We start from the raw sequence: 13,703 nt of genomic DNA, 5'->3' as shown, positions 1-13,703 counted from the left end.
AACTCATGGAAAGGTCGTTATTATGGATAATTGTATTTTCTGTAAAATTATATCTGGAGAAATTCCATCATCAAAAGTCTACGAGGATGACAAGGTTCTAGCCTTCCTCGACATCTCCCAAGCTACAAAAGGACATACTCTGGTCATTCCTAAAGAACACGTTCGCAACATCTTAGAAATGTCTGCTGAAAACGCAGAGACTGTCTTTAGCCGTGTCCCTAAAATTGCCCGTGCCGTCCAAAAAGCAACAAAAGCTATCGGAATGAATGTTCTCAACAACAACGAAGAAGTAGCTGGACAGACTGTCTTCCATGCCCACATCCATCTAGTACCTCGTTACGGTTCAGACGACGGTATCCATATGAGCTTTGATGAGCATGAACCTGACTTCGCTGCTCTAGCAAACCTTGCTGACAGCATTGCTAAAGAGGTAACAGAATGAAACTCGGACGCCTTCTAGCTCTTGGAACCCTTGCCTGTGGTGCCTACTACGCCCATAAACGACGTGAAGACATCAAAGAAGAGATCCTAGACCTCAACCAATCACGAGAAAATATCTCTCACGATCTGGACAGAATCAAACGCAACCTTGACATCATCAAGAAACAAAACCTTGTGCTTGATGACATCAAACAAGACCTCAACTATAAAACACGCGTCTTCCAAAAAGACCTAGAACCTCGACTCAGCATCATCCAAGAACACTTGAAAAAATATCAAAGTGACGATAAATAATAAAGGTAAGTAGCCTGTGCTAGTTACCTTTTTCTGTTGCTTTCCACTTTTTAAATTCCTGATATTCTCTAAAGCTTTCATCATCAGACAAATCATGCTTTTCATCTGATTCATAAGATGGCGATACAAACTCTTCAAAATCATCTAAAAATCCGTTATTACGGTGTTTTCGACTTTTCCTCCAAGTTCTACCTTGTTTTATAGCAGTGTCTGAATTGATTTTATTATTTATCACATTTCCAGCTATAGCACCTAAACCGAGCCATTTTGCTATATTACCTACTTTATTGATTACCTCTGAAATTGTCGCAAAAATCATGATAATTACCATGATGGCCATAAGGAAAAACATTGGCCAAAATAAATCCATCTTACCCTCCTTGAAATGATTTTCTCATATTCAAATATTAAAGAAATTTTTTCAGGCTCGATAGATACAATGAACCACAGATTATTCCTAATATTCCGCCAATCCATCCCAAGAAAGGAATAAGAGAAATCGCCCCTCCAACAATCAAAAGTACACTAGGAGCAGTTCCTACCGGTGTATCCCCTTTATAATATACAGCACCAACTATTCCAAGTACTAGTAGTGCTAGCTTTACAAGATATACAAACAAAGTTGTTAATCCAGTCGCGGCTTCTGATCCCGAAGATGCTACACCTAAAATAAACCAGATTGCAAAAAGAAGAAAGATTCCTCCGATTAATCCTACTACTCCATTTATTATGGCTAATGTTTTTGTTTTCATTTAATCTCCTTTAATTATATTATTGAATTTGGGTTGAAATATTTACTATATATTCCTTCAATCCATTACGGTAATTTTTCAAACATTCAACTAGACTATCCTTACCAATAATCTTCGTGTTTCCCATCGCACCGTATTCTTTCTTCTGTTCTTCCAAAGATTTCAATGTTTCTTGTTTCATTTGCTCAATTGTATTTGCATTATCTAGTACTGTACCAGCGACAGCATTTTGATAATTCGTTAGATATTCATCAACAATTTTTGAATACATCGTTAGATAGTCGTTATAGGTTGAAATACTCTCAATTGTGGCATCAGATGTGTCCTGAGGGTTAAAATTACTTGAACTTACAGAACCTGAAGAGCTTGATGTTGTTGAAGAACTTGAAGATTTACTTGTAACGACTTCTGAAATATTTTTTGCAGTATTTATTAAGTTTTTACTAGCCGAACAACCTGTTAGTGCTATAGATAGTAAAATCATAAAAAAAGTAAATAAACATTTTTTCTTTTTCAATAAGAATTCCTCGATACTGTCAATAATTATGTGTAAACACTCAAGTAGAGTTGAAGAATGTTAATCAAATAAGCTTTCAAGTGTGTCAGCACAATGGCCAAATCCTTTATGGATGCGTTGATTTTGCTTGAAATTATAATCTTCAAACAGGGTAACTAAATAACGTTCCAGAGCCTCCTCGTTAGGAAAAAGGACCTTCTTTTTCGTTTGACGTTTGATTTTTTTGTTAAGAGACTCAATGAGGTTTGTCGAATAAATGCTATGCCAAATCTGGTAGGAAAACTGATAAAAAGTTAAAAGATTATCCGTATTCTCCAGACTTTCCATGACTTTCCTATACTTTGGTTTCCATTCGGCGATAAAGTTCTCTAAAGCTTGCACTGCCATTTCTAAATTTTCAGCACGATAAATCGTTTTAAATTGCTCCAGAATAACCGCTCTATCTGCTCGTTTCACTTTACTAGCTAGATTTCGACTAATATGAATTAAGCAACGTTGTTGTTTAGCTAATGGGTAAGCCTGATTGATAATCTCTTCAAGCCCCTTGAAGCCATCGGTCACTACAAGAGAAACCTGTTGGATTCCTTGGTTTTGAAGCTTGTCTAACAGGGTGGACCAAGAAGCATTGTTTTCATTTGGGGCGATTTCATATCCAAGAACAGCCTTCTGTCCTTCTGGTGTAATGCCAAGTGCGATATGAATACATTCTTTACTAACGGTTCCACGTCTTAAGGGAAGATAGGTTCCGTCAAGAAATAAAACAGAGTAATTGGCTTCTAAGCTTCGCTCATGAAAAGTAGCGACATTCTCCTGAGTTGCTTTTGAGATATTAGAAATTGTGGCAGGACTATAGTGATGACCATACATTCGCTCGATGATATCACTAATTTCTCGAGTCGTTACACCGGTTTGATAGAGTTTGATAACCATCTCTTCCAAGTGGTCATCTCGACGTCCATAAGCGGGAAGCAAAGCTGGACTAAAGTTCCCATTACGATCTCTAGGAATACTCAACTGAACAGTCCCATATTTGGTTTCGAATTTCCGTGCATAGCTTCCGTTACGACTATTCCCAGAATTATAGCCTAATTTATCGTAAGGTTCATACCCTAAAAAGGCTGATAACTCTGCTTGAAGCAGATCATTCATAGCTGTTTCAAGAGAAGTACGGAAAAATTCATCAATATCTTGCTTTTGGGCTAGGAAGTTAAGTAGTTCTGTGGTAAACTGAGTCATAGGAATAAATCTCTTTCTAGTAATGTTTTGCAACTCTACTATAACGGATTTATTCCTTTTTGTGTTTACACAACTTATTTTACACTACCGAATTCCTCACCTAAATTTAATTTTCCATAATATTATATATATACATATACGTTGTCAATATTTTCTTAAAAATATAATGTATTTTTAACTATTCATATCATAAGATTATTATAATTTCATATCATTTTAAAATTAAGAATAAACATGGAAGTCATAGCAATACCCAAAACAAGATTTTCCGCTGTGCTAAAGGTGAGAGAAACCATATTGCTTATCTCACTCGGAAGATTTGAGACTTAGGCTCAAATCTTAGGAATGGAATTCCGTTAGAAAGTCGCTTCCGTCCGTAGCACCCAAGGAAAGTCTTAAATAAAAAAGAAAAAAGCAGAGATGTCTACTAACATCTCTGCTTCATTAATCGGATTAGGAGTTCCTATGCTTTTTATTTAGCATCTTTTTCTTTTTTTTCTTTGATAACTAAGACACCATCTTCCATATCAGCTTCTAGGTGTTTAGCATCAAGGTTATCCAAGTGGAAGTCTGTGACTTTGTCACGGATTTGTTGTTCAACCACACGACGGAGTGGACGAGCACCCATAACTTCATCATAGCCTTCTTCTGTCATATAGGCTTTAGCAGCTTCGCTAACTGCCAAGTCAATGCCTTTCTTAGAAAGAGTCTTGTTAACTTCATTCAACATAAGATCGACAATCTTAGAAAGGTCCTCCTTATCTAAGTGTGAGAACTCAATAATTGCGTCGAAACGGTTAAGGAATTCAGGACGGAAGTAAGGTTTCAAACGATCCATGAGTTCTGGTTTATCAGCATCTTCTGTCAAGTTAGATTCGTAACCAAAGCCAGCGTTTGAAGTTGCGATAATGACTGTGTTCTTGAAGTTTACAGTATTACCTTGACCATCAGTCAAACGGCCATCATCCAAAACTTGGAGGAGAAGGGTGATAACTTGAGGGTCTGCCTTTTCAATTTCATCAAGAAGGATGATTGAATAAGGGTTACGACGAACACGTTCTGTCAAGGTATTACTATTATCATCATAACCAACATAACCAGCTGTTGTACCAATCAATTTAGAAACGGCTGTGCGGTCGCTGTATTCTGACATGTCCAAACGGATGATAGCATCTTTGGTACCGAACAAATCAAGGGCCAATTGTTTAGCCAACTCAGTTTTACCAACACCAGTAGGTCCTACAAAGAGGAAGCTACCGATTGGACGGTTACCTTCGTCAAATCCTGCACGATTACGACGAATGGAACGTGCCACTGCTTCAACGGCCTTATCTTGACCAATAACCTTAGCTTGCAAACGGTTACCCATATCTTTCAAACGTTCGATATCCGTTGCACCCATTTGAGATACTGGAATACCAGTCATACGTTCTACGGATTCAGCCACATCGTTTACAGTCGCAGTCACCTTGCGATCTTTTGCATGGTTAGCAATTTCCTTTTCAAGTTTTTCAATACGAATCTTAGAATTTAGAGCTGCTTCGTAATCTTCTTTAGCAACTGCAGCTTCTTGTTTAGCTTTTTCTTCTTCGATTTCACGTTCAACAGCATTGACATCAGTTACTGGATGTTGTGCTGCCAAGTGAGCTGCTGTCATGTCCAAAAGGTCAATAGCCTTATCTGGCAAGCTACGTTGTGGAATGTATTGTACTGAAAAATCAACCGCCGCTTTCAAGACATCATCTGGCAAGATAACATTGTGGTGTTTTTCATAAAGATCACGAATACCTTGAAGAATCTTGAAGGTATCTTCAGGAGAAGGAGCATTGACCTTAACTTCGTTGAAACGACGAGCAAGGGCAGGATTCTTCAAGATAGTGTTACGGTATTCATCTTGAGTTGTTGCACCAATCACTGTTATTTCACCACGTGAAAGAGCAGGTTTCAAGATATCAGCCAGACCTTTAGAACCTTGACCATCGCCAGTGCTTCCGGCACCAAGAATTTGATGAATTTCATCGAAGAAGAGGATAATGTTTCCAGCTTCTTTGACTTCATTTATCAAGTTTTGAATGTTTTCTTCAAAGCTACCACGGTATTGAGTACCAGCTTCAAGTGCAGAAATATCAATTGAGATGATTTCTTTGTCCTTGATAGCAGCTGGGACATCACCATTAACGATGGCTTGTGCCAAACCTTCAACTACAGCTGTTTTACCAACCCCAGCATCACCGACAAGGACTGGGTTATTCTTAGTACGACGAGCCAAGATTTCGCTAGTTTCTTGGATTTCTTTGTTACGTCCGATAACAGGATCCAATTTACCTTCACGAGCTTCTTGAGTCAAGTTACGACCAATTTTAGCAAGAATACCATCTTGTTTAGGTCCGTTACCCTGTTGTTGCGTTGGGTTCACTGCTTCACCTTGATTACCAGGCAATTTACCTGTTTGACGGTAAATTGCAAATTCTTCAGGTGACACTTCACGACCGTTAATCATGTAGCGACGGCTTTCTGAACGGAAACCACCCATGTTACCCATCAATTGATTGAAAAGATCATCCATATTATTAAAGTTGTTGTTCATATAATCACCTCATACTGTGTTTTCTTGTGATTTTTTAAGTGTTATTTTTTAGTTAATGTGTAAAAATTGACTTTTACTGACCAAAACCCTAAAAATTTTCAGAGCCTCAACTACTCTTCTAATAATTTTCGGTTTTGCTCTTGGTAGAAGACTGAGAACTTTCACAGTCTTGAATTAATTTAATTATCATTCAGCATAAGAGCCACCTTCTTTCTGTGAATCTCTCAAAATAGCTAACTTACAAGTTTCTTTCTGAAATATGCTTGTAGCTTAAGGAAACTCTTTTCCTTAAGCTTTATCATATACCTTTCATATGCTTGGGTCAAGAATTTAGCTTTGACTTTTACTGAACTTTTTAATGAAAATTTAAGCAGACAAGCTGCAATCTTTTCATATCGGTATATGGACTGTTTTGACAGCCTTCATAAGGATTTCATTTCCTTATGTTTATATTGTACAACATTGGTCAGTATTGGTCAATGTATTTTTGACTTTTTTGACCTTTATTGTAATTTTTTTGCAGGTAAGCTATAATTACCTTTTTACAAGTATTTAAGCTAGTCCTGCAATCTTATAAGGAAGCTAAATCCTTATGGAATCATAATACACCATTAGTCAGCAAAGGTCGATAGTTTTGTTTGATCTTATTTGACCTTTTGGAAAATAATTTACAGAAAGTAAAAAAGCCTACCAGAGGTAGACCTTTTATAAAACTATTTTACTCTAATCGGTATGCGTCCGAAGTTTTGTTCAGAAAGTTCGGGGTTGCCTAATTGATAAATATTATCCGCTTGTTGTGTAAGTATATCCCAAGGTTCTCGTCCAATCCGAACCACTGTATCCACAAACTTCTTCACAGATTTGAGATGAGACTGCCCTTTTTGAGAAAATCCAAGCACATGAATAGATTTAGGCAAAGAATTATCCACAGCTCCGACTAGGATATAGGTCAAAATACGACGTACCCGTGCTTTTGTATAGCGTTTGGTTGCTACCTTATCCACCAGTTCTTCAACAGAAGAAACCTCACGAATAGCAGCTTTTAAACGACTGGCAATCTCTTCATTCACCTGGAAAACACTGGTCAAATCAGGGTTTGTAAGAATCTGATAAACCAGCAATTGGAAATAATTATCCCAAGAGACCTGTGGAGAAGTTTGAAAAAGTTTGCTATTGGGCATGAACTTATCCACAAAATCACTATCTTCTTTGTGGAGACGTAGACTGGTCGCCGAGGCGAAAGATACTTCCTTGTCTAAGGAATGATAGCCAGCCCCTTGTCTCTGGATAGGATTCAACGTAATGCCCTTACCCGCACAAGCTTTGGCATAGGCTAATCCTAGGATATGGTTGGGTGTATTGCCAGTAAAATCCACACCAGCAAACTTTTCCCACATTTTTTGCGTCTTTTGTGGATAAGACAAGTCACTCGGTAAACTTTCCACAAAGGCTTCCATTTCCTCTGACTTTTCAGAATAGACATCTGCTATAGTCTGATAGTCTAGGACTTCTTCCGTGCCAAAAGTAAGACTATCAATTCCCAGTCGAGACAAGATATCGACAGCCCCAGATGCAAAATAATCGGCAGACTGGACTGCCGTAAAGAAGGGCAACTCAACCACGAGATCTGCTCCATTTTCCAAAGCCATCTGAGCTCTAATCCACTTATCCACAATAGCTGGCTCACCTCGCTGAACAAAGTTCCCAGACATGGCAACAATTTTTATGCCTTCAGCATGATCCAAGAGATACTTGTGGCCGTTATGAAAAGGATTGAACTCAGCAATAATACCTGTAACTGTCATAAGCTCTTACTTTTGGGCGACAAAGAACCAACGTGCACTAGTTTCAGTCGGTTCCTTATCCTCGAAATCGGCGTAAAGCTTGAAAGATTTGAAGCCAGCCTGCTCTAGCAAGATATCATAAGTCAAGACCTCATAGGTACGCTCCTCGTGCACCTCATCATGACGGCTAAAGCTTCCATCTTCCTCTTGGAGAAAGAAGGTCAATTCATGAACTACAGAATGCGGAGCCGCATCCTCATAAGTATCCCAGAGCATAGCAAAATCCCCAGCATTTTCATGGTAAGAATATCCAGGGAAAACTTCATCAGTTTGATAGGTTGAGTGTACATCAAATATAAAGACGCCATCCTCATTGAGTGCATTGTAAACCTCTTTGAAGACGTCTCCAACCTCTACTTCATCCTGCATATAGCAGATTGAATCTGAGTAGCAGGTCACAAAATCATACTTGCCAGCTTGCGATAAATCCAACATATTGCCTTCAATAAAATCAATTTTCTGCTTGGCAGAAGACGCACGCTTCTGAGCAATTTTCAACATATCAGCACTCAAATCAAGTCCAGTGACATCAAAACCAGCTTGAGAAAAACGTACAGATTGAATCCCTGTTCCACAAGCCAATTCAAGCAATTTCTTTTTGTCCATAGTCTTTGGCAAATGACGGAGGGAAAAATCCGTCCACAAATCGTAAAGACTGTCATCCATAACAGCGTCGTAGACCGCCGCAAAAGTTTCATAAGTAGCCATAATCATGATACCAAGTCCGTCTGTAATTGGAATGAAAATTAGAAGCTTTGACTTGGAATCCTGATCCAAGCCAAAGCTATCTATTTTCCGACGATTACAGGACGGGTTCAAATCCTTTCTAGGATACAAAGAGCGTTAAAAGCAGAGAGAAAATAGGAAACTTTCTGCCGTATCACTAGATACAAAGGAAGTTTTTCTTTTTCTCATAGCTTTGAGCTCGTGTTAAGTTTATAAAATTAACTAAACACGACACCCTATCCTTTCTTTCCATTAGATTTTCAATTAAGCAACAAAACCCAGTTATCGCTAACTGAGTTCAATTTCTTATGCCAAATAGGCTGACACATCTACCATTAGTGCTTCATGCCAGAGTTTTTCGAGGTTATAGTGTGCACGCTCATCTTCTGTAAAGATGTGAACAACGACGTCGTTAAGATCCAAAAGAATCCAGCCTCCCTTATTGTCACCTTCCATGTGACTAGCGTCCACACCAGCTTCTTTAACTTTCTCACGGATGTTGTCGGCAATAGCTTCCAACTGACGGCTATTCATTGCACTCAAAATAACAAAGTAATCTGTTAGGCTAGTAAGACCATACAAATCTAGGGCAACGATGTCTTCAGCTCGCTTTTCATCAGCAGCTTTGACAACCAATTCAAGTAATTCTTCTTTAGTCAATTGTATTCTCCAGTAATTAATTGTTAATCTTTTAAGTAACTCACAAAAGCATTATAGGTTTCAAGAGTTTTGGGATAAATCGGCAAGGCCTGGTGCGCCAAGTGTTCTACCGTATGGACTGTTTCAAAAGCAACTGCTTTATCCAAAGATTGCTTTGCTACTTGTCTAGCTTCCTCTACCAAAGGGAAATTACGGTTATGCTCAATATAGTCAGCCACATAGACAATTTTATCTAGGATTGACATTTCATGACTTCCGACAGTATGGATTTCAATACTGCGTAGAATCTCAGAATCAGTTAAACCCAAATCTTCTTGGATTTTGTAAATCCCAACCATGCCATGCCAGATATTGTTTCCCCATTTTTTCAATTCAGGATCGAGCTCATACTTATCGATTAGCTCTATGAATTCCTGGTCTGGAAGTTCCTTGGCATAATCATGAAGGAGGCCAGCTAAACCAGCTTTTTCAGTATCGTAACCATACTTTTCAGCAAGAGCAATAGCAGCTTGCTCAACACCCAAAACATGACTAAAGCGTTTAGGACTCATAACCGTTCTAACTTTTTCAAGGAGTTCATCACGAGAAAAGTCAAGGTATTTTTCATAGGTCATTTATAGAGCCCCGCTTTCTTGATGTAGGCAAGTACAGACTGCGGCACCATGAAGTTAGGTATACGATCCTTCTTAATGTAGGATCTGACTGCACTTGAACTAATATCCATAAGGGGCACATCAACCCAGATAACAGGATATGAGGTTCCAGCCTTATACTTAGGACGCGGTACACCAACAAATTGAACCATCTCGATAAGTTCATCAATACGGTGCCATTTTGGTAGGTACTCGACCATATCAGCTCCAATAATAAAGTAATAATCCGTATCCGGATTAGCCTCTGTCAAGAGCTTCATGGTGTCATAGGTATAGCTGATTCCCTTACGTTCCAACTCGATGGTTTCAATATCCAAACCTGCGATGCCGTTAGTAGCCAACATAAGCATATTAAGGCGATGCTTTTCATCAATAGTCTCTTTTTTATCGATATGAGGGGGCTCAAATTCAGGCATAAGAAGAACTTCATCGAGACCTAACTGCTGACGCACCTGGTCTGCAACAACCAGGTGGGCATTGTGAACAGGATTGAAATTTCCACCTAATATTCCAACCTGCTTACGGCCGGTATCTTTAATTTCTTCCTCTAGTTGAACCTTTGTAAACGGGGTTACAAGATCTAATGCCATGTTCGTCTCCTCTTATTCAAGCATTATATGATTTTTTTAACATCTTCAATGCTTTAAAAGTGTTTCTATACCTTAATTTGTCCTTCACCAAGTAACGTCAGCAACTATTTTTGGATGGCTTTAACATTTGGTGACAACTTACGATTTTCTTTTTTAGCAGATTCCTTGTAAAGAATCAAGATACGTCCAATCTTGAGGACTGTATCACAGCCGATTTCTTCTTCCAAAATTTCAGCAACTTCATGGATATCTTCCATAGTATTTTGAAGAAGGGTTACCTTAATTAACTCACGGGCATCAAGGGCGTTACGAACGCTAGTTTTGATATGATCGTTAAGACCGTTTTTCCCAATTTGTACAATAGGTTTAAGGGTGTGGGCTTCCGATTTGAGGAAGGCACGTTGTTTTGATGTTAGTGACATGTTTATTCCTTTTTAATTTTTTGATGTTTTTCTTAGATGATAGGGTCGCTCGTAAACTTTGGGTTCCATGGCTAATTTTTTGAGCTTAAAGTTTCAAAAATTTCGAATCCACGTAACATAGTATGTTGCTTAGATTACTATCAGGGCGAAAAACACATTGTTTGCTTATGGCTTAACTCTAGGCAAACTTTATGATCATTGAAAAGACTTTTTTATACTTTTAACTGCTTCATTAGGTTTAAATAATTGCTTTTCGCACAACGACACCAACGCCTTCTGGTGCCCAGGCAGCAACGATGGTTGGTTGGTCTGCTTTCCCTTGAACACGAATCCAGCCTAATCCTGAAAAGACAACGTCTGTCTTATCTTTGATAGTGAACTCGTGACGGACTAGTTTTGGAAAATCAGCCAATTCCTTAGGCCCAGGTGGCATAAGGAGACTTCCAACGTGCTTGTCATAAAAGGCATCTGCGCCGTCAAGTTTGGTACGGTGAAGCTTTAGATTATTGTCAAAGAAGGCTGTAAAACCTTGTTTATCACCATCAATGAAGTCAAAACGTCCTAGTCCACCTAGAAATAGGGTTTGGCCTGCATTTAACTGATAAGTCTTCGGTTTGATTTCCTTCTTAGGACTAACGTATTTGAGGTCCTTAGCTGACAGATAGTGCGCCATCTGGTGACGGTGTATAATTCCTGGTGTATCAAAAATATAGCTACCATCATCTAATGGAATTTCAATCTTATCAAGGGTCGTTCCTGGGAAACGAGAGGTTGTGATAACATCCTTATCACCAGTAATTTCTTTGATGATGGCATTGATTAAGGTTGATTTACCAACATTCGTAACACCAACAACATAGACATCACGACCCTTACGGAGGGCTTCAATACGTTGAATCAGTTCTTTAATAGCATGATGATTTTGAGCAGATGTCAACATGACATCCACAGGACGCATCCCTTCTTCGTGGGCACGTTCTGTCAACCATTGAGTTACCTTACCGTCTTTAACGGATTTAGGTAGGATATCCTTTTTATTTCCAACCAAGAGCACATCATTACCCGAAACAAAGCGTGATAAGCCTGGGATGATTGATCCATTAAAATCGAAAATATCAACAACATTAACAACGAGGGCATCACTATCACCAACTTCATGAAGTAATTTTAAAAATTCATCATCAGTGATATGGACATCCACAATCTCATTGTAATGACGAAGACGGAAACAGCGCTGGCAGTATAGCTCACCTGTTTCCTCGACCTTTTTAATAGAGCTAGCAGGTGTGAAACCTGCTTTTTCTTTATCTTCTGTTTGAATTTGGGCTCCACACCCAATACAAAATAATTCTTCCATTAAATTCCTTTGTTGAAGGTCATTGGACCATATGCTTTTTCAATCTTTTTCCACATGCGACGTTCACGCCAACGGTTAAACTTGGTTACCCAAGAATCGGATTTCACCAAAGGCTTAACCAAAATCGAGCGAATACCTGCTCGGTGGCTAGCCCTAATGTCAGTCATGAGCTGGTCACCCACCATTACAACCTCTTCACGGTTAAAGTGATAGCGTTCAATCGCTTCATTAATGCCTTTAGTGAAAGGCTTCATGGCACGACTCACGAAATCTACATGGAAATTGGCAACTGCACGTTCAACACGTTTATGTTTATTGTTGGAGACCACAACCACTGGAATGTCAGCCTCTGTCATCTCATCTAACCAAGCTCGTAGCTCAGGAGTCCCATCAGGGTTGTTCCAAGCAATCAAAGTATTGTCCAAATCGACCAAGACGGTACGAATACCGTGTTCACGTAGCTGGTCAGGTTTCAAATCATAAACAGCCTCCACCATAAACTGGGGCCTATAATCGTCTATACTCATTTTCTCTCCAAAGTGTTAGTTTACTTCTTATTTTACCATAATTTTAAGGTTTATGTGTGGAACTTAAGTCCTATTTTTTAAGAACAACCTTTACAGAACAATAAAGAAAAGAACCAAAATCACTCAGGCTCCATTCTTATCTCTGAATTTTTTCTTTTGTTAGGGAAACTAAATTCTTAAGCGATATGATGATGACAGCAAGAACAATTAAAATCATTCCAACCACATCAATGGCAAAGAAGCGGTCACCCATAATTAATACGGTCAAAATGACCGATGCTACGGGTTCCACCGAGGCTAAAAGACTCCCTTTGACAGCTCCAACCATGGCCGTCCCCTTAAGGAAAATGGTGTAAGCAAAGAGTGTCCCAATGAAGACCAAACCAAAAAGCGCTAAGAGATTTCCACCGGTCAAAGGAAGCTTATACTTCCAAGCTTGGATAGCAATCGGAAAGACCAAACCACCAAGTAACATGCCTAGGCCAATAACAATCAGACTGCCCCATTTTTCAATGGCCTTAGCAGGCAGTAAGATATAAAGTGCATAGGTCACTGCCGAAAAGAGGCCCCAGAACAAGCCGATAGGCGTAATGGCCAGCTCTGTCACCTGACCATGCGTTGCGATAATAAATGTTCCCGCAATAGCCATGATAATCGCTACCAACTCTGAAACCATTGGAAATCTACGGTTCTTAGCACACACAAAAGTCAGAATGAGTACTGGCGTGACATACTGCAAGACCGTCGCAGTCCCTGCATTGGTATGCTGAATGGCACTAAGATAGGCATACTGATTCAAGACCAAACCAAAGAGTGCAAATAAGGCGATACTTACTAAGGTTTTCTTATCTTTAAATGCTGAAACTAATTTGTCTGACTGCCTAAAAAAGACCGAAGCTGTCAGCAAAATCCCAGCTAGAATTAAACGTAAACTCGTTAAAAGATTAACATTAACCCCATGAGCCATCAGGTATTGACCCGAAACTCCTGAAAATCCCCAAGCAATTCCAGCAACCAAGACCATCAGACTCCCTTTTAATTGTTTAGACATGTGTTTTCCTCGATTATGATAATGCCTATTTATTATAACACAGGGA

16 protein-coding genes are annotated in these 13,703 nt (G+C 39.1%); 2 read left to right on the top strand and 14 right to left on the bottom strand.

Translation table 11 applies throughout. The annotated features are described in order from the left end of the window. Positions 1–22: 22 nt before the first annotated feature. On the top strand, positions 23–442 hold the full coding sequence (locus NST05_RS03035; protein ID WP_084829045.1) for an HIT family protein: 420 nt from the start codon (positions 23–25) through the stop codon (positions 440–442). Further along, entirely contained in the window at positions 439–735 is a 297-nt protein-coding gene (locus NST05_RS03030) for a hypothetical protein (protein ID WP_084829046.1), read from the top strand. The genes NST05_RS03035 and NST05_RS03030 overlap by 4 nt, the downstream gene beginning before the upstream one ends. Positions 736–754: 19 nt before the next feature. Here the strand turns inward: NST05_RS03030 and NST05_RS03025 are convergent, their stop codons facing one another. The 14 genes from NST05_RS03025 to NST05_RS02960 all read right to left on the bottom strand — a co-directional run bounded on the left by NST05_RS03025 (position 755) and on the right by NST05_RS02960 (position 13,657). Continuing rightward, positions 755–1,105, bottom strand: coding sequence for a ribonuclease (locus tag NST05_RS03025; RefSeq protein ID WP_084829047.1), 351 nt, complete (start codon positions 1,103–1,105; stop codon positions 755–757). Between the two features lie 37 nt (positions 1,106–1,142). Continuing rightward, positions 1,143–1,487, bottom strand: a complete 345-nt coding sequence (locus NST05_RS03020) for a hypothetical protein (protein WP_084829048.1) — start codon at positions 1,485–1,487, stop codon at positions 1,143–1,145. Between the two features lie 19 nt (positions 1,488–1,506). Then, positions 1,507–2,004, bottom strand: coding sequence for a hypothetical protein (locus NST05_RS03015; protein WP_223899742.1), 498 nt, complete (start codon positions 2,002–2,004; stop codon positions 1,507–1,509). Between the two features lie 60 nt (positions 2,005–2,064). Beyond that, on the bottom strand, positions 2,065–3,240 hold the full coding sequence (locus tag NST05_RS03010) for an IS256-like element IS1191 family transposase (protein ID WP_340742897.1): 1,176 nt from the start codon (positions 3,238–3,240) through the stop codon (positions 2,065–2,067). Between the two features lie 472 nt (positions 3,241–3,712). Further along, complete coding sequence (locus tag NST05_RS03005) at positions 3,713–5,827, bottom strand: ATP-dependent Clp protease ATP-binding subunit (RefSeq protein WP_084829052.1); 2,115 nt, start codon at positions 5,825–5,827, stop codon at positions 3,713–3,715. Between the two features lie 713 nt (positions 5,828–6,540). After that, positions 6,541–7,632, bottom strand: a complete 1,092-nt coding sequence (locus NST05_RS03000; RefSeq protein WP_084829053.1) for a nucleotidyltransferase — start codon at positions 7,630–7,632, stop codon at positions 6,541–6,543. Between the two features lie 6 nt (positions 7,633–7,638). Further along, complete coding sequence (locus tag NST05_RS02995) at positions 7,639–8,379, bottom strand: class I SAM-dependent DNA methyltransferase (protein WP_290367015.1); 741 nt, start codon at positions 8,377–8,379, stop codon at positions 7,639–7,641. Between the two features lie 324 nt (positions 8,380–8,703). Continuing rightward, a complete protein-coding gene (rsfS, locus tag NST05_RS02990) occupies positions 8,704–9,057 on the bottom strand; it encodes a ribosome silencing factor (RefSeq protein ID WP_011227491.1) in 354 nt (117 codons plus the stop codon). A 23-nt stretch (positions 9,058–9,080) separates the two neighbouring features. Beyond that, positions 9,081–9,671, bottom strand: a complete 591-nt coding sequence (yqeK, locus tag NST05_RS02985) for a bis(5'-nucleosyl)-tetraphosphatase (symmetrical) YqeK (protein ID WP_084829055.1) — start codon at positions 9,669–9,671, stop codon at positions 9,081–9,083. Then, positions 9,668–10,300: a nicotinate-nucleotide adenylyltransferase gene (locus tag NST05_RS02980; RefSeq protein WP_065972527.1), complete on the bottom strand. Its 633-nt coding sequence runs from the start codon at positions 10,298–10,300 to the stop codon at positions 9,668–9,670. The genes yqeK and NST05_RS02980 overlap by 4 nt, the downstream gene beginning before the upstream one ends. A 104-nt stretch (positions 10,301–10,404) precedes the next feature. Next, positions 10,405–10,722 (bottom strand): ribosome assembly RNA-binding protein YhbY, encoded by a 318-nt coding sequence (gene yhbY, locus NST05_RS02975; protein WP_002951701.1) that lies wholly within the window; start codon positions 10,720–10,722, stop codon positions 10,405–10,407. 238 nt (positions 10,723–10,960) lie between these two features. Continuing rightward, positions 10,961–12,079 (bottom strand): ribosome biogenesis GTPase YqeH, encoded by a 1,119-nt coding sequence (gene yqeH, locus NST05_RS02970; protein ID WP_084829056.1) that lies wholly within the window; start codon positions 12,077–12,079, stop codon positions 10,961–10,963. Then, positions 12,079–12,606 (bottom strand): YqeG family HAD IIIA-type phosphatase, encoded by a 528-nt coding sequence (locus NST05_RS02965; RefSeq protein WP_002951705.1) that lies wholly within the window; start codon positions 12,604–12,606, stop codon positions 12,079–12,081. The genes yqeH and NST05_RS02965 overlap by 1 nt, the downstream gene beginning before the upstream one ends. Positions 12,607–12,742: 136 nt before the next feature. Then, positions 12,743–13,657, bottom strand: a complete 915-nt coding sequence (locus NST05_RS02960; protein WP_084829057.1) for a DMT family transporter — start codon at positions 13,655–13,657, stop codon at positions 12,743–12,745. Positions 13,658–13,703 lie beyond the last annotated feature (46 nt).

It is taken from the genome of Streptococcus sp. FSL E2-3494 (assembly GCF_038007085.1).
Lineage (GTDB): Bacteria > Bacillota > Bacilli > Lactobacillales > Streptococcaceae > Streptococcus > Streptococcus thermophilus.
This window is presented reverse-complemented; position numbering and strand designations above follow the sequence as displayed.